The organism is Betaproteobacteria bacterium, from assembly GCA_016709965.1.
Lineage (GTDB): Bacteria > Pseudomonadota > Gammaproteobacteria > Burkholderiales > Rhodocyclaceae > Azonexus > Azonexus amarohabitans.
Genome location: JADJLT010000003.1, coordinates 203,885 through 221,093 on the forward strand (window position 1 = coordinate 203,885; position 17,209 = coordinate 221,093).

Below are 17,209 nucleotides of genomic sequence, written 5' to 3' on the forward strand. Positions count from 1 at the left end.
CGGCCATGAGCGTCACGCACCGCATTCGCCGACAACGCTGGCAGGTCACTGCCGCCAGCGCGGCCGATGCCTTTGCCGTGCGCTCGATGCTGCGCCGCGAAAACGAACTCAGCCTGTTGCCGGCGCTGGAAAGCGCATTTGCCGTGCTCGACGACGGCGAGCGGGAAATCCATGTGTCGCGCCTCGACGTGTCGATCCGCATTTCATCACTTGAGCGCCTGGCCGAGGAATTGCCCGTCAGGCTTGCCGAGGCCGCGCGTCAGGCATTGAGTGAGGCAGTTACCGCCGAGCCGCAAATGTCAGCGGCGTCGCGACATGACCTGACCTCGACCGGGCGCCTGCGCCACTACCTGATCAGCGGGCAGGTCGACTGGTTCGATGCCGAGCGTGACCCGGCGCAACTGCGTCAGCAACTGGCTGACGAGGCCATGCAGTGGAGCACCTCGCCCGCTACTGCCTGGCCCGGCCTGCTGGCCGATCTGCCGCAAGGGGCACAGGCGCGTGCCGATGCCTTGTTCCGCTTTCTGCAACTGCTCGATGCTGACGGGCGCGTTCGCTGGTGGGCATTGGCTAGCCGCCTGGCTGAAACCCGGGATGGCGATACGTCGGCCTGTCTGGCGATGTTGCGCCGAATGGCGGCCACTCGCCCGGCTGACCACGCACTGCGCTTGCAGGCGCTTGGCTTGTTGGCGCTGTCAGGTGGCCCGGCGCGTTCTGCTCAAGATCGCAGCGAATGTCTGCAGGCTGCGCGGGCCTGTGCCGGGCAACTGGAAACATTCGCTGTGGTCGACCGGGAAAACTGGCTAAAAATCGAAACCTGGCTGGGTGGCGATGCGGAACCGCTTACGGATCATCCGGATGGCGGCGGCCAGCGTGCTGCGAACCCGACGGCGCTGGCGTCGGAAACATTCCAAAATTCGTCGAATTTTCCGGTTGACCGTGAGCAAGCCCTTGGCCAGCCCCTGCGCTCGGCCGGGCTGATCCTGCTCCACCCGTATCTGCCGCGCCTGTTTGCAGCGCTCGGTTGGGTCGGCGAAAGTCATCCGCAGGGTGAGCCTTTTCCGTGGTCCAGGTTGCCGCAAGCCGCCGCCTTGCTCAACTGGCTGGCCACGGGGCGCGACGAGCCGTTTGAATTCGAACTTGGCACCGCCAAGCTGCTGCTTGGGCTGAATCCGGATGACCCGCTGCCCGTCGCCGCCGGCCTTCTTGGCGATGCCGAGCGGGAGGAGGGCGAAGCGCTGCTCGGCGCCGTCGTTCAGCACTGGTCAGCGCTGGGCAGAACCAGCATCGACGGTCTGCGCCTGTCCTTCCTGCAGCGCGGCGGCCTGCTTTATCCGGCGGCTGACGGCTGGCTGTTGCGGCCGCAAGCCGAAGCTTTCGACCTCCTGATCGACCGCCTGCCCTGGGGCATTTCCATCATTCGCCTGCCCTGGATGCCACGCAGTCTGCACACCGAATGGCAGAGCGCCTGAAAGCCACCGCCCTCGATCTCGACGCCGACCTCGGCTGGCTGGCGGCGCTGTTGCAGCATCGCCTCGATACCTACTTCGCCGAAAAGCCGGCCAGCCCGGTCTTGCCCGGCGACCGGGCGCCGCCGATGCTCGACGACAGCCCGTCGCCCTACGCCGAATTCCTGCGGCAGCAGGCGTTGACGGTCGAGGAACGGGCCGTGATGCTGCTCGCGCTGGCCCCGCTGCTCAGGCCGCAATTGCTCGACGTCCTGTGGGCGAGAAACCCTGCCAGCCAGCGCGGCTACAGCGAATTTGGCGGCGTGCAGGGCGCCGCGTCCGGGCATTTCATCCCGACCGGCGAGACCGCCTGTTTTCTGCTAGCTGGCGACGCGTTGCCCGAACGCCTGCGCGTCATCCATCTGCTCACCCACGGCGAAGCGCTGCTTGCCGGCAATGTCTTGCTGCCGCTGGAGTCGCCGCCCGGTGAATCCATCCTCGCCGGCCGCCTGCAAGCGGTGCCGGCATTGCTCGCGCTTTTCAATCTTGATGCGCCCGGCGGCGAGGCCGATGCACTGCCGGCCCAGCGCGTGACAACCGGCCTGAACTGGGCTGATCTGGTCCTGCCGCCGGCGACGCTGGCCCATCTGGAAGAAGTTCGCGACTGGCTGGAACACGGTGAAACCCTGCTCCACACGTTGGGCATGGCGGCGCGTGTGCGGCCCGGCTACACCTGCCTGTTCCACGGGCCACCAGGCACCGGCAAGACGCTGACCGCCTGCCTGCTCGGCAAGCTGTGCGAGCGCGAGGTGCATCGCGTCGATCTGTCGATGGTCGTTTCCAAGTACATCGGTGAAACGGAAAAGAACCTGGCCCGCGTTTTTGACCTCGCCGAACAGCGCGGCTGGATTTTGTTCTTCGATGAAGCCGACGCACTGTTCGGCCAACGCACTCGTGTCGATAGCGCCCACGACCGCTACGCCAATCAGGAAGTCAGCTACCTGCTGCAACGCATCGAGGATTTTTCCGGCGTTGTCATCCTGTCGTCCAACCTGCGCGGCAATATCGACGATGCGTTCTCCCGCCGCTTCCAGTCGGTTATCGCTTTCCCGATGCCGCAGGCCGAGGAGCGTTATCGCCTGTGGACCGAGTCGGTGCCGGCCTTGCTTGAACGCGATGTCGATCTCGATTTCGTTAGGCTGGCCGAAAAGCATGAGATTTCTGGCGGCACCATCATCAATATCATCCGCTACGCCGCGTTGCGCAGTCTGGTGCGCGGCGACCGTCGGCTGGCGGTCGAGGATATCAATGACGGCCTGCGCCGCGAACTGCACAAGGAGGGCCGGGGCTTTTAACCGGGCTTGATATGGAAGCCGCCGCCCGCCTGGTCAATCGCCCCGCACCGCCGATGCCGGCAGCGGCCGTCAAGGTCGCCGAGCCGGTGGTGGGGCACAACACAGGAACGCGTGTCCAGTGTCAGAGCCTGCGCGTCTCGGCGCCCGGCGATGCGGCCGAGGTCGAGGCCCGCCACGTCGCGCGCAGCATCGTCAGTATGCCGGCGACGGCGGCCGCACGGCCGGCCAGTGTGGTCAGTCCGGCGACGCTGCATCGAGCCAATCCAGTCCAAGGCCCGGCTGTTGCTCCGCTCACACGGCCGCAACAAACAGTGCCCAAACCGCCGGCCAGCAGCGGCGAAGCGCTGCCCGAGGCGGTACGTCAGGACATGGAGTCCCGTTTCGGTGCCGACTTCAGCGCCGTGCGCATTCATCGCGATGCCCGCGCCGCGCAGGCCAGCAGTGCCCTCAATGCGGCGGCTTTTACCGTCGGCAACCAGATTCATTTCGGCGCCGGACAATTCAATCCGGCCAGCGGCGAGGGGCGCGAACTGCTCGCCCATGAACTGACCCACACCATCCAGCAGGGCGCCGCACCGCAAGCCCAACGACAGATTCAGCGCAGCCTGGCGCCGCAGGTGAGCGAACGCAGCGCCCCGGCCGTGCAGCGCCTCGGCCTTGGTGATGCCCTCAACTACTTTGCCGAGCACGCCAATTTCATTCCCGGCTTCCGCATGTTCACGCTGGTGCTCGGCGTCAATCCGATCAACATGCGGGCCGTCGACCGCTCGCCGGGGAATCTCTTGCGCGCCCTCGTCGAGCTGATGCCGGGCGGCGCGCTGATCACCCGGGCGCTGGATGGCTACGGCATCATCGACCGGGTAGCCGGCTGGGCGCAGCAGCAGATGAACAGCCTCGGGCTGGTTGCCAGCAGCATCCGGCAGGCCGTTGACCGCTTCCTCAATTCGCTGAGCTGGACCGACATCTTCGATCTGGGCGGCGTCTGGGAGCGGGCCAAGCGCATCGTGACCGAGCCGATTGCGCGCATCACGAGTTTCGTCGGCAACCTCGTTTCCGGCATCCTCCAGTTCATCCGCGATGCCGTGTTGCGGCCGCTGGCCGGGCTGGCCCAAGGCACGCGCGGCTGGGATCTGCTGTGCGCTGTGCTCGGCCGTAACCCGATCACCGGCGACCCGGTGCCGCGCACCGCCGAAACCCTGATCGGTGGCTTCATGCGCCTGATCGGCCAGGAAGAAGTCTGGCAGAACCTGCAGCAAAGCCGCGCCGTGCCGCGCGCCATGGCCTGGTTCCAGGGTGCGCTGGCCGGGCTGATGGGCTTTGTCAGCGCCTTGCCCGGCCTGTTCCTCAGCACGCTGCGCAGCCTCGGTATCAACGACCTGCTGACGCCGGTGCAAACCTTCGGCCGCATCGTTCGTGTCTTTGGCGACTTCGCCGGGCGCTTCGTCAGCTGGGCCGGGGCGCAGGTGATGAGCCTGCTCGAAATCATCTTCGATGTCGTCGCACCGGCCGTCATGCCTTACCTGCGGCGGGCGGCCGGGGCTTTCCGCACCATCGTCGCCAACCCCATCGGTTTCGTGCGCAATCTGGTGCGCGCCGCCATTCAGGGCTTCCGGCAGTTTGCAGCGAACATTCTTGCCCATCTGCGCGCTTCACTGATCGGCTGGCTGACGGGCGCCATGGGGGCGGCCAACATCTACATCCCGCAGGCGTTTACGCTGCAGGAGATCATCAAGTTCGTGCTCAGCGTGCTTGGCCTGACCTGGCAGAACGTGCGCGGCAAACTGGTTCGCGTGGTGGGTGAAAGGGCTGTTGCCACCATGGAAACCGGCTTCGATATTGTCGTCACGCTGGTTCGCGACGGACCTGCTGCGGCGTGGGAGCGCATCCGTGAAAGCCTGAGCAACTTGCGCGAAATGGTCATCGAACAGGTGATGAACTTTGTCCGCGACCGCATCGTGATGGCCGCCGTGACCCGCCTGGTGTCGATGCTCAATCCGGCCGGGGCCTTCATTCAAGCCATCATCGCCATCTACAACACGGTGATGTTCTTCGTCGAACGGCTGCGCCAGATCGCTCAGGTCGCTGCTGCCTTCATCGACTCAATCGCTGCCATCGCCGGCGGCGTCATCGCTGCGGCCGCCAACCGCGTCGAACAGACCATGGCCGGGTTGCTGACGCTGGTCATCAGCTTCCTCGCTCGCCTGGTCGGGCTGGGCCGGGTTAGCGACGCGATTACCAACATCATCAACCGCATTCGTGCGCCGATCGACCGGGCGCTGGATCGGGTGGTCGACTGGATCGCCGGCATCGGGCGCCGTTTCCTGGCGCGTGATACCTCGCCCACCAGTGCACTGCGTGGGCCGGTGCTTGCTGCTTTGACCCGGGAGCTGGCTGGAGCGCGCTCGCTGGAACAGGTCGATCCGATCCTGCAACGGGTGGCGGCGCAGAATCGCGCTCAGGGCATTCGCCGGCTGAGCCTTTCGCCGCCCAATCCCGATGGCGAAGTGCAGGTTTTGGTCGAGACCAATCCGACGGCGCCGATCGCCTTGCTCCGGCCGCAGGGCGCGGTGCCGCGCGGGCGCAGCGTGCGCGCCAATATCGAACTGACGCTGGCACCGGGGCCTGCCGCAGCGCCAGCCCGTCCGGGTGCGAGCACGCCGATAGGTGCGACGCCGGAAGGAGCGCGCAGTACGACGGGGCCTAACGCCAGAAGCTTCAATGAACTCGATGCAGCGCATGACAGCGCGACCACCCGCTCGGCGCGGGGCCGGGCCATCGGCGGTATCGTGTTGGAACCGGAGGCCAATCGCGTCCAGCTGGTGACTTGGAACACCGGCAGCCTCAACCCGGATACGGCTGGCAACCAGACCCATGCCGAACGCCAGTTCGACCACTGGGTCGAGCAGGTCGACGCGGTTGCTGAAGGCCGCAGGTGGTTAGGCCGGGTGACCCGCGTGGACATGCATTTGCGCGACTACAGCCCCTGCGGTATCTGTTGCAGCATGCTGCGCTCGACGCGGCGGAAATTCCCCAATGCCACCGCCGCCAACATCTACTGGTACCAGCTCTATACGGGCCGCGGCGACCCAACGCGCTGGCACAACCTGCGCGATCTGAACCAGTGGCAACTGCACGCGCCGGCCTCCGCCATGCCGATTGAGGGCAGCCAGAATGGAACCCTGGTGACGCTGGTCAGTTTGCCCAGATAACCGCCCTTGTCCTTTGTTGCGGACAAAGCAGGCTTGCTGCGGTCAACTGGAAAAAACTGGTGAAAATGAAATTTGTCTGTTTTGTAAAATTTTGCTGGCTTGGCTTATGTTTTCATCATTTTTGTATCTTGCTTCACGGCGTAGCAACTGATGATGAAGCATTGATTTTTAAGTCGGAATGTGAAATTGATCGCACTGAAACTAGCCAGATTGTTTGACAATGCCATAAAATGCGAGCGCTGGAGTCAGTCGTGAGATTTATCACTAAAGTAGAAACTGATAATTCAGGATAAACTGCGCGAGAAGCCTTTTGAAGTGCTTCGCTTATCCCTGATGACGACGGCGAATATCGATTTTTTGCACAGGCAGACTATGTTTGACAAGCAATCAGTGCCCGAAACATCCGTTTCCGCGACCGATATCCTTGCCGGGATGCGCGACACGGGACGCGTGTATCTGGTCCATGCGGCGGTATCGGAAAGTGTTCTTCATGCCGCAGAACCCGATGAATCCTTACTGCAAAAGCTCGTTCGTCGCCGGCTGGTGCGGCTGGAGCGCGTGGTCGCCGCGCTGAGCGGCAAGGTTGTTCGGCAGATGCCCCGGGGCCTGCTGGCCGAATTTCAAACTGCCGAAGCGGCTGTGCTGGGGGCTGGCGAAATGCAGCGGCGCTGCGCTGTCATTCCGCAGATTTCGGAGACCCAGATCGCGTTAAAAATTGGTATCCAGTCCGCTGATGCCAGGCCCCGTTCCGGCAATTCAATTGATCTGGCCGAGATTGCGGCGATCAAGTTCGCCAGCATTCTCGGCGAGGGCAGCATTGTGGTGTCAGATGCGGTAGCGAGCGAACTGCCAACCAGCCTGAGCGCTGCCGTTTCCCCGGTGGATGACGCCGGAATCGACGTTGTTGCCCATGTCGTCAATTGGCAAATGCTGCCGATGCTTCGGCTGCCGTCACCCACCGCGCAAAAAACGCCGGAAGTCAGCGTGCCTGCGGCACATGGCCAAACATCCATTACGTTCTCGCTGGACGGCATTGAGTGCAGTTTCGGGCACAATCATCCGGTCATCACGATTGGCCGCGATTCTGGCAATGACATCACCGTGATCGACCCAAAAGCCTCGCGCCAGCATTGCAAGATCATTTATCAACGTGATGGCTATGTGCTGGTGGATGTGAGCACCAACGGCACCTTCATGGCGTTTGACGGCGGCAAGCCACGCATCGTCAGAAAGACCATGCTGAATCTGCCACACAGCGGCTATATCAGCCTGGGCCATCCCTCATTGCCGGGCGAGAGCACTGCCCTTAAATTCGACATCAAAACCGGAAACGCCTGAGGGCAAGATCCTTTTCGCACGATAGTTTCAGTGCCCGGGCGTGGCCGATGCCTCGCCCAGCAATGCCGCCAATACCTGCGCCGTGGCTGGCGGTGTCGCCCCTTCCTGTTTCAGCCAGACAAAGCGTTTGCCTGGGGCATTGCTGGTGGCAGCGCGGGCACTGTCGAGATGGGTATGCTCGTTGATCAAAACAACGACGCGGGGATCGCCCGGCAATGCGCCCAATTCGCGCAGCTCATGCAAACAACCTTCGTTCGATGACTGAAAATTGCGCAGGTCCATCAGAACCACGTCGCTGATACGCAGCAGCTCGGCCAGCGCCACCTTCCAGGTGCTGTCGTGGCAATAGCATTCATTGACCCGATAGCGCCCTTCAACATCGCTCTGCCACTCAAAGGCCACCAGCCGGCGGGGGACATCGGCCGGTTGGTGGATAAAGCGTTCGCCCAGGCGACCATCCAGAAAAGTGAAAATATCGTCGGCATCGATGGTTCGGTCCACCAGGTCGGTGCCGGCGATCAGAACCGTGTTGCCGGTCAGGCGCCAGCGCTCGATCACCCGGTCGAACAAGTCCTGAACATTGGCATCCTGCTGAAAGACGCGGAGCACCAGCAAGGTCGGTGGCCGGCCCTGTTTGCGCTGGGCACCAAGCGTTCGCTGCATCAGCCAGGCGCCGACCGGAACCCAGAGCAGCGGTAGGTAGGTAACCAGCCCGGCCCAGCCAATACTGCTGATGGACATGACGGCCGGGCCGGTCAGGGCAATGGTCCACACGGCGGAGAACAGGTAAAACAGCTCGGAGATGCGGCGCTCGGAATAAGCCTTGGCCAGCCAGCGGCCAATGGCCCGCACGGGCCACCAGGCAAGAATCCACGGCAGCAGCGCGAAGAGCGCAATGCCGGCCACTGGGTTGAAATAACTGACCAGCCAGTCGATCAAATGGCTGCGCTCATCCACCAGCCGGGCCAGCAGATCAACGCCAGCCTGCGATGACCAGCAAAGCAGGATGAAGAGCGGCGCCAGCCATGGCCCGATTGCCCGCGTCGCGCCACCCAGGCACAGCGATGTCACCACGATCAGCGGCAAGCCGATGTCGATCAGCATCCAGCTAAAAACCTGAGCAAAGCTCACCGCCTCCGTCGTGCGCCAGCTCATCAAGGCAACCGCAGCGACGAACCACAGCACCAGTGCGCCAACCAGTTGCCGACGCCGCCAGCGGCCGAGCACGGCAATAACCGGCACGACAGGCCACGAGTAGGCGGCGCCCAAGGCGCTGATGGTGAGCAGGGTGATCGGCCCATCGGCCACCATCTGCGTGATCAGGGTTCGGGTCAGCGCCATGACCACCGTCAGGCCGACAAAGGCGCCGATCAGGTGGCGATAAGCCAGATCGTTGTCATCAAGGCTGACGGCGAAAGGCGAAGCATCCATCGCAGAAGGGAGCGCCGCAGGCGGCGGGCTTGCTGCGGTCAACGGCATTTTCATCAAGCGCTTCATGGCCGCCCGATAGCGACTGGCCACGATCAGCGCGCTGATCAGCGACAGGACAGTGGCAATGATCAGCAGCGTCGCAATTTTGCCGGCCAGCATGGCTCAGGCCCCGGCCAAAAGCGGGCGGGTATTGCAAGGCATCACAGAGCGGTAATGGCACATGAATACTTCTCCCAAAATTGAAACCCAAGCTTACTGGATGACAGCAATATTTTCGGCAAGTTTTGAAAATGTCATGGCGTGCAACACCCGAACTTTGTCGGGATCCATGGTCTAAAATGCGCGAGGCATGCGGATGCTCAGGCAGTCCCTATCAACCCAGCGCACTTCCCCCGTCAATAGAGGTCAAATATGCCCAAATGGATCAATCTGCTGTTTCTATCCTTCGCTACCGCAGCGGCGGGCGAAGCATTCTTTTTCACCTTCATCGACCCAAAACTACTCTATCTGTTTGGCGAACCGGTGGACTGGAGCCCGACAGTGGTCTACTCCATCGGCTTCTTCATGTTCTGGTGCCTAACCGGCATCACCGCAGCCCTCGTCGCCTTGATGCTGAAACCCGGCAGCGAAATCAACCAGGGGCATCTGCATTGAGTGCATCTGGAACTGCAGGAGACGCGTGGAGCGTTATGAGATAACCAATTCCTGCAGCCGACGTTGATTCAAAAAACCGAAAGCGGGGACGCTAAGCAGATGGCTACGGTCAACCGGGGAAAACGCCCAAAAATCGAATTTTTTTCCCCGGGCGGGGTTGGGTCGCCGTTGATCGTAATTGCAGATCGAGCTATCGGGATGGGGTTGCGAGAGTGGTGGTTAGGCGCGGATAGCTGTTCGACCATTCCGTTAATACTGCCAAGACTGTTCGAACGTCAGATATCAGGCCGACTTCAGCCATCAGAGAAAAATCCAGGAGCGCGAGTGATCCCTTGGCTGCCTACTTGGCAAACGGGCTAGAGCACCACTGCGACTCGCAAGGCACTCCATCTCCGTCACCATCCATCTCTGTTCCTGGGCAGTGCCGTAGAAAATAAGTAGCTTCCTCGCACGACGTCATTTGGGAACAATAGTGTCGGCCATCGCAAAAAAATTTTCCTGGCATCTCTGCTGCAGTGGCCGGAACAGTGATTTTGGCCGCTGAAGTTGTTCCTTTGAATCGGGGTGTCAGCGCTTGGTAGCCTGAAAAGATGAGCATACCAATGAAAGCGATGCCGGCCACAGTCCCCAGGAACGAACCACCTCGACGCCCTGACGAAATTGGCCGAGGTGGCGATCCGGAATCCCTGTGTTGTTGCCCAGGGCGCTGAACGTTCACCGCCTTTTTCTTCTGGTCCGCATTCAAGGTTACTTCGAATGAAAGTGCTTCACCCACCACGGGTTTTCCCCCTCGACGGGGATAGCTTGAAATGTGGACAAAGACATCTTGGCCGCCATTCAGCGGAGTGATGAATCCAAAGCCCTTGTCCTCATTCCAAGTCTTCAATTTTCCAACAATACGTGGTTCCATCATTGCAGCAGCTCGTTGAAAGTTGCTCATTATCATGTCATACGGGGTTTGAAGGTGGCCCGGAAGGAGCGCCTCCATGACTGGCTGCTTCCTGAACTCATGCCTGACTCACACATTCGGCCAAGAGCAGCCAATCGATATGCTATATGATTTATATATTTATTGTGGGTTTGGGAGGGCCTAGTGACATTTTTAATCGCCGGAATATTCCTTTGCATTGGCAGCGTCCTCTTGTTTATGGGTGAGTTTGCAGCACAGTATGGAAGGCTGCCAAACTGGGACGACGCTCATGCAGCGCAAAACAAACAACTCTATCGTCAATCACTTTCGGTATCGGTATTTGGGATGATACTGATAGTGATGGGGGTTATGAGCCTTGGACTCGCCCAATCCTTTTGGCATCTGAGCGCAAAAGAGTGCGTTTCTATGTGTATTTTGGTTTTTTGGAGCAACTGTCAGGCTCGGCTTATTGTGTTTGGGCTACGAAATTCGTTGAATCCGAAGACTGGCGAGAATCTAATTTCGACGCTACAGAAGGCGTTTTCTATTGGTTGGTTCCCAAAGGAAGATGGGGGCGTTCCGGTTTTTATTGTGGCAACTCAAGTTCTCGCACTCGGATTTTTTCTGCTGGGTGTATGGAAATCACAGTAAGTCGAACTTCCGCTAAGGGCACAAAATGTGAGTAGCTGAAGTCTAAAAGCTGCCGCTCAGATTCTTCAAGCTTGAAATTTCCCGAATGCTCACCAACAACCCTCTTTCACCGGACCACAATATGCGTGCCTATTGCTCGCCTGCCATGCCCGGTTTTTGTCGAATGGGGGGCAGGATTGAACTACTGCGAAAACTCGGTATCTGTCATTAGCCCCCGAATTAAGCCTTTCACTGTGCGTATGCATGGCAAGGCGAGGGCCAGTCCGAAGTGAGAAGGAGTTCCATGGCCAAGGCCAGTGCTGTTCATCTACCGTCATCCCGACATGATGTTTTGCCGGGTCGTTTGCGCCGCGCGTTGTGGCGGTTTTTGCCGTTCATCGGGGGGCTGCATGCCTATATTGGCTGGCGCCTGCTGCCTGCTTTTGATCTCGGTGCGGCGGGGCTGGCGCTGGTGATTGGCGGGCTGGTGATATCGACTTTTCTAGTGCCGCTGGGGCTGCTTAGGCGCTTTCTCGTTGCGCGTCAGGCGCTGGCTGACCGGCTCAGTTGGCTGGGCGGTCTGGCGATGGGGTTGTTTTCTTCGGTGCTGGTGTTGACTGTGCTGCGCGACATCGTCCGGTTGGTCGCTGATGCGCCGTCGCTGGCCGAGCCGACCGCGATTGCCGTCCTCAGTCTGGCCGGCTTGTTTACGTTGGTGGGTTATGTCAATGCGCGGCGAGTGGCTCGCGTCGTCCAGGTGGATATTCCGCTGGCCGGGCTGCCGCAGGCGCTGGCGGGGTTCCGCATTGTTCAGCTCAGCGACATTCACGTCGGGCCAACGATCAAGCGCGACTACGTCCAGGCCATTGTCGACCGCGTCAATGCGTTGGACGCTGATCTGGTCGTGATTACCGGTGATGTGGTCGACGGCAGCGTCGAGCAGTTGAGCGCGCATACCGCGCCGCTTGGCGGCATGCTTAGCCGGCATGGGAGTTATGTGGTCACCGGCAACCACGAATATTATTCTGGCGCGGCGGCCTGGATCGGCGAATTCGAGCGTATCGGCCTGCGCGGGTTGCACAATAGCCATGTCGTTATTGACCACCGTGGTGCCCGCTTTGTACTGGCCGGGGTGACAGACTTTTCGGCTGGTGCCTTCGATGCGGCGCAGGCCAGCGATCCGCTGGCGGCACTGGCGGGCAGTCCGTCCGATGTGCCGCGCATCCTTCTGGCGCACCAGCCTCGCTCGGCGGCCGCTGCAGAAGCGGCTGGCTTCGACCTTCAGCTTTCGGGCCACACTCACGGTGGCCAGTTCTGGCCATGGAATCACTTTGTACCGTTGCAGCAGCCTTTTACGGCCGGCTTGCACCGGCTTGGCCAACTGATGGTTTACACCAGCCGTGGTACTGGCTACTGGGGGCCACCCAAGCGTTTCGGCGCGCCTTCGGAGATCACCGTGTTGCGGCTGATCGCGGTCTGATGGGGGAGATTTGGTGCGGTGGCAAATGCTTGCCGAAATGAGTGAATTTTTCTGCAAAAAATCACCTGCAGGCGATTGCCACGGTCAACCGGAAAAATCGGGCAAAATCTGAAATTCCATTGGCGACCATTTGGCCGCCGGCTGGCAGTCAGCCGGGGCGCTGGATCAGATGCGAGAATGCGCGGTCCGACTGAAGTATGTGGTGCGACCACCATTCGGTCAGAAATTGGCGAAACTCATCACGGCCGATGTTGCCATCGGCGATTTCCTGCAACTTTTGGCTCAGCATTTTCCAGAAGCGCGTGTGTTCTTCATGATGCCGCTCAAAGGCTGCCTGGCTGCATCGTTTGAGCAGGCGTTCTTCGGTTCTGAAGTGCTCATCGATGCAGGCGAGCAAGTCTTCCTGGGCGTAGCGGAAGCGATGGCCGGGCGACTCGTAGGCGTTGTCTTCCGGCACCAGTTCGAGGGCTTCCTCGCATAGCCCGAGCAGTACCTTGTGCTGGTTATCCAGCACCCAGTTACCAACGCTGTACGACGAGCGCCATCTGCTCAGTTCAAGCATGTTTGTGCCTCCGTAATTCTCGGCTTGCCTTGGGGCAATCCGCGTCTAACTGAAAATACCTGAAGAGCCGCGCTATCGCTTTCTGCGGGCTACAGGCAACCGCTTTGGTTACGTGCCTGACGTTCGATTTGTTTCTGCTGGCTGAGGCTGAATTGCCGTTCGGCGCTGGACGATCCTGTCCAGGGAAGGCGGCTGGCCGTGCTCCAGGCGAGTTGTTGATTTTGTTGGTGCAGCGGCTTCACTTGTTTGGTGTTGATGGCGGTGTTCATGTGGCCTCGGGGAAATTGTCGACAGTATGTTGTCTGGTACGACCGGGGCTTGCTTGGTCAGTTCCCGGGTTTGTGTAATTCAGAAAATGCTTTGTGAATGGCGCCGTTGCGGCACCTTGTCATCATTCAACCAGGCGGTCACGCGCCGCCAGCTTGGGGAACAGCCTGAGCCAGAGCAAGGCAATGACGACGGTGCCAACGCCGCCCAGGACAACCGAGCCGACCGGGCCAAGGAGGGCGGCAGTTGCGCCGGATTCAAATTCACCGAGCTGGTTGGAGGCGCCGATGAAGATGGAGTTGACGGCCGAGACGCGGCCGCGGATTTCGTCGGGCGTGTCGGCCTGAACCAGCGTTTGCCGGATGACGACGCTGATGTTGTCGACCGCGCCGGTGACAGCCAGCGCGAGTAGAGACAGGCCGAAGTGGGTGGATAGTCCGAAGACAATCGTGGCCAGGCCAAAGATGGCCACCGAGGCGAGCAGGATGTGGCCGGTGCGGCGATGGACCGGCCAGCGGAGCAAGGCGAGGGACATCAGAAAGGCCCCGGCGGCGGGGGCTGCGCGCAGCAAGCCGAGGCCTTCCGGGCCGGTGTGCAGTATGTCGCGGGCGAACATGGGCAGCAGGGCGGTGGCGCCGCCGAGCAGCACGGCAAACAGGTCGAGCGTGGTGGCGCCAAGCAGGATCTTGTTTTGCCAGACGAAATGTACGCCGGCCAGCACGGTGCGCAGGCTGGTCTGGCCGGGGGGCGGGGTCTGGTTGTAGCGGACGGTCAGCATCAGCCCGCCGGCGACAAACAGCAGGACGGTGCTGGCCGAATAGACAGCGGTGGCGCCCAGAATATAGAGCGCACCGCCCAATGCCGGGCCGCCAATGATTGCCGCCTGCATGGCGCTGGCGTTAATGGCGATGGCATGGCCGAGCAGGCGCTGCGGGATGAGCAGCGCGATCAGCGCCTGCTGCGCCGGCATCTGGAAGGCGCGGGCGACGCCGAGAATGATCGACAGACCGAGTATCAGCTCGCGCGATTCGCTGCCGGTCTGCGTCGCGGCGAACAGGCTGACGGCCACCAGCGCCTGGCTGAACATGCAGGCGGCGTAGATGCGGCCGCGATTGAAGTGATCGGCGGCGTGGCCGGCCGGCAGGGTGAGCAGCAGGGCGGGAACGAACTGGAACAGGCCGACCAAACCGAGATCCCAGGCGCGGCCAGTGATGTCATACATCTGCCAACCGACGGCCACCATCAGCATCTGGTTGGCGACCATGCCGGTGAAGCGTGAGCCGGAGAAAAAGGCAAAGGAGCGGTACTTGAAGAGCTGTGCGAGGTCGGGGTTGAGCATGGGGGCATTCGGGGTGGGGATTGCCGATCAAGGCTGGATGGTGCATCGCTGCAGATGGTTCTGTCGACGGGTTTTTGCGCGGATTGTTCAGTGAGTCGACTGCTTATTGCTGAGTGATCCGATTGCTACGGTCAACCGGGAAATATGGCCGAAATTGAAATCCTGTTGAGTAGGGAAAGATTGAGCCGGCCCTCATGGTTTGCTGGTCCGATGCGTCATGAAGCACTCCGATTGATTGCGATTGAATCGCCAGCCTGATAGAGTGCTTTTATCATTATTAATGAATTTTACGGCTTGGCCGTATTTGCGAATTGTTCAAGGTGGCTATCCTATGACTATTGATTCTCAGGCAATTGACGTCACGGATTTCGACGACGCTGATCCGACCCATGGCTTGGCCAGGGAAAATGAGCGCCTGCGTGAGGAGCTTGCCGAGGCACGCGATCAGATCCGCATGTATCGGGCGCTGGGTCAATGTCTGGCGCAGTTCAGTGTCTCATTTGCCGAATCGCAGAAAAGCATGGCCGAGATGGCCGCCTCGATGCAAAGCGAGCGTGATCGGGCATCGGACGCGGCGAGCGTGTCGGCAAAAACCCGGGCGACCGTCGAGGACATGTCCGGCAAGCTGGAGACGCTGGCGGATGATTCGTCGGCGACGGTCGAAGACGTCGATTCACTGCATGCGCAGAGCCGGAAAATCAGCCAGATTGTCGAATTGATTCAGCAGATCGCCGCCCAGACCCATTTGCTATCGATGAACGCTGCAGTCGAGGCGGCCCGGGCGGGCGATCAGGGGCGAGGCTTTGCCGTTGTGGCCAAGGAGGTTCAGGCGCTGTCGGCCAAGACCGATGGTGCGACCAAGGAAATCACCCCGCTGGTCCGTGCCATCCAGAGCGAGTCGACGCTGGTCAAGGCGCGCATGGATACGCTCTCGTCCCAATCGCGGGAGTTCAGTGTCAATGGTCACGGCATGGCGCGCGACATGGGGCAGGCGCTCGATCTGGCCCAGAAAATGGAAAATGCGATCAGCACCTCCGCCTTGCGGACCTTCGTCGAACTGGCCAAGCTCGATCACCTGATCTTCAAGTTCGAGATCTACAAGGTGTTTTTCGGGCTTTCCGACAAGGGGGCCAGCGACCTTGCCGCCCATACCGGATGCCGTCTGGGCAAGTGGTATTACGAAGGAGAGGGGCGAACGCTCTATGGAAAACTGCCCGGCTATCGCGACATCGAGACGCCGCACAAGGAAGTGCATGCCTTTGGCAAGGAGGCGCTGACGCTGCGTTTGTCCGGCGAAATTCGCGCCGCAGTGCAGGCGATCGCCCGTATGGAGAAGGCCAGTATCGGCGTCGTCAACGGGCTCGAAAAAATGGCTGCTTCGGGAAGCAAAGTGCTGCTGCGCTAAGTCGGTTTTCCCGCGCAACAGCGCCACCAAAGAAAATGGCCGCAATCTGCGGCCATTTTTTTCGGGGGCTATTCCGTTTATTTGACGATCTGGTTCAGCTCGCCCTTGGCGTAGCGTTCGGCCATCTTTTCAAGCGACATCGGCTTGATCTGGCTGGCGCGGCCAGCGCAGCCGAAGGCTTCGAAGCGGGCCAAGCAAATTTTCTTGGCGGCTTCGCGGGCCGGCTTGAGGTAATCGCGCGGGTCGAACTTGGAAGGGTTTTCAAACAGGTAGCGACGAATGGCGCCGGTCATGGCGAGACGGATGTCGGTGTCGATGTTGATCTTGCGCACGCCATGGGCGATGCCCTTGACGATTTCCTCAACCGGCACGCCGTAGGTTTCCTTCATGTCGCCGCCGAATTCGCGGATTTCAGCCAGCAGCTCCTGCGGCACGGAGGAAGAACCGTGCATCACCAGATGGGTGTTCGGGATACGGGCGTGAATTTCCTTGATGCGGTCGATGGCGAGGATGTCGCCGGTGGGCTTCTTGGTGAATTTGTAGGCGCCGTGGCTGGTGCCGATGGCGATGGCCAGCGCATCGCAGTTGGTCTGCTTGACGAAGTCGGCGGCCTGGTCGACGTCGGTGAGCAGCTGTTCGCGGGTCATGTGGCCGTCGGCGCCGTGGCCGTCTTCCTTGTCGCCCTTCATGGTTTCCAGCGAGCCGAGAACGCCGAGCTCGGCTTCAACGGAAACGCCGATGGAGTGCGAGAGCTTGACCACTTCCTGGGAAACAGCGACGTTGTATTCGTAGGAGGCGACGGTCTTGCCATCGGCTTCCAGCGAGCCGTCCATCATCACCGAGGTGAAGCCGGAGCGGATGGCGCCCATGCAGATGGCCGGGCTCTGGCCGTGGTCCTGGTGCATGACGATGGGCAGGTTGGGGTAGGCTTCGAGGGCGGCCAGGATCTGGTGACGCAGGAAGGGCTCGCCGGCATATTTGCGGGCACCGGCCGAGGCTTGCATGATGACCGGGGCGTCGATCTGGCTGGCTGCTTCGCAGATGGCCCAGACCTGTTCCATGTTGTTGACGTTGAAGGCGGGCAGACCGTAGCCGTTTTCGGCGGCATGGTCGAGCAGTTGGCGCATGGATACGAGCGGCATGGGGACTCCTGTTCGGTGGCTTGATTAGTTAATTGGTCT

Annotated in this window: 13 protein-coding genes and 1 pseudogene; 8 read left to right on the forward strand and 6 right to left on the reverse strand. The window is 60.9% G+C overall.

The features are described 5' to 3' along the window. The first annotated feature begins 5 nt into the window (after positions 1-5). From IPJ12_13570 to IPJ12_13585, 4 genes and pseudogenes are all read left to right on the forward strand, one after another. The gene (locus IPJ12_13570; GenBank protein ID MBK7648152.1) at positions 6-1,472 is read left to right on the forward strand and encodes a hypothetical protein; all 1,467 of its coding nucleotides are present in this window, start codon (positions 6-8) and stop codon (positions 1,470-1,472) included. Continuing rightward, positions 1,457-2,803 (forward strand): ATP-binding protein, encoded by a 1,347-nt coding sequence (locus IPJ12_13575; protein ID MBK7648153.1) that lies wholly within the window; start codon positions 1,457-1,459, stop codon positions 2,801-2,803. The genes IPJ12_13570 and IPJ12_13575 overlap by 16 nt, the downstream gene beginning before the upstream one ends. An 11-nt stretch (positions 2,804-2,814) precedes the next feature. Further along, positions 2,815-5,127: pseudogene (locus tag IPJ12_13580) on the forward strand (DUF4157 domain-containing protein). Between the two features lie 1,257 nt (positions 5,128-6,384). Continuing rightward, positions 6,385-7,350, forward strand: coding sequence for an FHA domain-containing protein (locus tag IPJ12_13585; protein MBK7648154.1), 966 nt, complete (start codon positions 6,385-6,387; stop codon positions 7,348-7,350). Between the two features lie 27 nt (positions 7,351-7,377). Here IPJ12_13585 and IPJ12_13590 read toward each other — a convergent pair whose 3' ends face one another. After that, positions 7,378-8,940, reverse strand: coding sequence for a hypothetical protein (locus IPJ12_13590; protein MBK7648155.1), 1,563 nt, complete (start codon positions 8,938-8,940; stop codon positions 7,378-7,380). Positions 8,941-9,192: 252 nt separating this feature from the next. Here IPJ12_13590 and IPJ12_13595 point away from each other — a divergent pair, with 252 nt between their 5' ends. Continuing rightward, positions 9,193-9,435, forward strand: coding sequence for a hypothetical protein (locus IPJ12_13595; protein MBK7648156.1), 243 nt, complete (start codon positions 9,193-9,195; stop codon positions 9,433-9,435). A 340-nt stretch (positions 9,436-9,775) separates the two neighbouring features. Here the strand turns inward: IPJ12_13595 and IPJ12_13600 are convergent, their stop codons facing one another. Then, positions 9,776-10,345, reverse strand: a complete 570-nt coding sequence (locus IPJ12_13600; protein MBK7648157.1) for a cold shock domain-containing protein — start codon at positions 10,343-10,345, stop codon at positions 9,776-9,778. A 183-nt stretch (positions 10,346-10,528) separates the two neighbouring features. Here IPJ12_13600 and IPJ12_13605 point away from each other — a divergent pair, with 183 nt between their 5' ends. Both IPJ12_13605 and IPJ12_13610 read left to right on the forward strand, forming a co-directional pair. Further along, complete coding sequence (locus IPJ12_13605) at positions 10,529-10,996, forward strand: hypothetical protein (protein MBK7648158.1); 468 nt, start codon at positions 10,529-10,531, stop codon at positions 10,994-10,996. A gap of 283 nt (positions 10,997-11,279) precedes the next feature. Continuing rightward, on the forward strand, positions 11,280-12,455 hold the full coding sequence (locus IPJ12_13610) for a metallophosphoesterase (protein MBK7648159.1): 1,176 nt from the start codon (positions 11,280-11,282) through the stop codon (positions 12,453-12,455). A 148-nt stretch (positions 12,456-12,603) separates the two neighbouring features. On the opposite strand, the gene IPJ12_13615 is transcribed toward IPJ12_13610, so the two are convergent. The 3 genes from IPJ12_13615 to IPJ12_13625 form a co-directional block, all read right to left on the reverse strand. Next, positions 12,604-13,017 (reverse strand): hemerythrin family protein, encoded by a 414-nt coding sequence (locus tag IPJ12_13615; protein MBK7648160.1) that lies wholly within the window; start codon positions 13,015-13,017, stop codon positions 12,604-12,606. Positions 13,018-13,106: 89 nt separating this feature from the next. Next, positions 13,107-13,286 carry a hypothetical protein gene (locus tag IPJ12_13620; GenBank protein ID MBK7648161.1) on the reverse strand — a complete coding sequence of 60 codons (180 nt, stop codon included), beginning with the start codon at positions 13,284-13,286 and terminating at the stop codon, positions 13,107-13,109. Positions 13,287-13,408: 122 nt separating this feature from the next. Then, positions 13,409-14,623, reverse strand: a complete 1,215-nt coding sequence (locus tag IPJ12_13625) for an MFS transporter (protein MBK7648162.1) — start codon at positions 14,621-14,623, stop codon at positions 13,409-13,411. Positions 14,624-14,954: 331 nt separating this feature from the next. On the opposite strand from IPJ12_13625, the gene IPJ12_13630 reads away from it, so the two are divergent. After that, complete coding sequence (locus IPJ12_13630; GenBank protein ID MBK7648163.1) at positions 14,955-16,028, forward strand: CZB domain-containing protein; 1,074 nt, start codon at positions 14,955-14,957, stop codon at positions 16,026-16,028. A 77-nt stretch (positions 16,029-16,105) separates the two neighbouring features. Here IPJ12_13630 and IPJ12_13635 read toward each other — a convergent pair whose 3' ends face one another. Further along, positions 16,106-17,170: a fructose-bisphosphate aldolase class II gene (locus tag IPJ12_13635; protein ID MBK7648164.1), complete on the reverse strand. Its 1,065-nt coding sequence runs from the start codon at positions 17,168-17,170 to the stop codon at positions 16,106-16,108. Positions 17,171-17,209: the final 39 nt, after the last annotated feature.

Bases quoted from the DNA above. Each gene is read 5' to 3' on its own strand.
- IPJ12_13595 (MBK7648156.1), top strand. From the start codon at position 9,193: ATGCCCAAATGGATCAATCTGCTGTTTCTATCCTTCGCTACCGCAGCG.
- IPJ12_13575 (MBK7648153.1), top strand. From the start codon at position 1,457: ATGGCAGAGCGCCTGAAAGCCACCGCCCTCGATCTCGACGCCGACCTC.
- IPJ12_13600 (MBK7648157.1), bottom strand. From the start codon at position 10,345: ATGGAACCACGTATTGTTGGAAAATTGAAGACTTGGAATGAGGACAAG.
- IPJ12_13610 (MBK7648159.1), top strand. From the start codon at position 11,280: ATGGCCAAGGCCAGTGCTGTTCATCTACCGTCATCCCGACATGATGTT.
- IPJ12_13625 (MBK7648162.1), bottom strand. From the start codon at position 14,623: ATGCTCAACCCCGACCTCGCACAGCTCTTCAAGTACCGCTCCTTTGCC.
- IPJ12_13585 (MBK7648154.1), top strand. From the start codon at position 6,385: ATGTTTGACAAGCAATCAGTGCCCGAAACATCCGTTTCCGCGACCGAT.
- IPJ12_13635 (MBK7648164.1), bottom strand. From the start codon at position 17,170: ATGCCGCTCGTATCCATGCGCCAACTGCTCGACCATGCCGCCGAAAAC.
- IPJ12_13615 (MBK7648160.1), bottom strand. From the start codon at position 13,017: ATGCTTGAACTGAGCAGATGGCGCTCGTCGTACAGCGTTGGTAACTGG.
- IPJ12_13620 (MBK7648161.1), bottom strand. From the start codon at position 13,286: ATGAACACCGCCATCAACACCAAACAAGTGAAGCCGCTGCACCAACAA.
- IPJ12_13590 (MBK7648155.1), bottom strand. From the start codon at position 8,940: ATGCTGGCCGGCAAAATTGCGACGCTGCTGATCATTGCCACTGTCCTG.
- IPJ12_13570 (MBK7648152.1), top strand. From the start codon at position 6: ATGAGCGTCACGCACCGCATTCGCCGACAACGCTGGCAGGTCACTGCC.
- IPJ12_13630 (MBK7648163.1), top strand. From the start codon at position 14,955: ATGACTATTGATTCTCAGGCAATTGACGTCACGGATTTCGACGACGCT.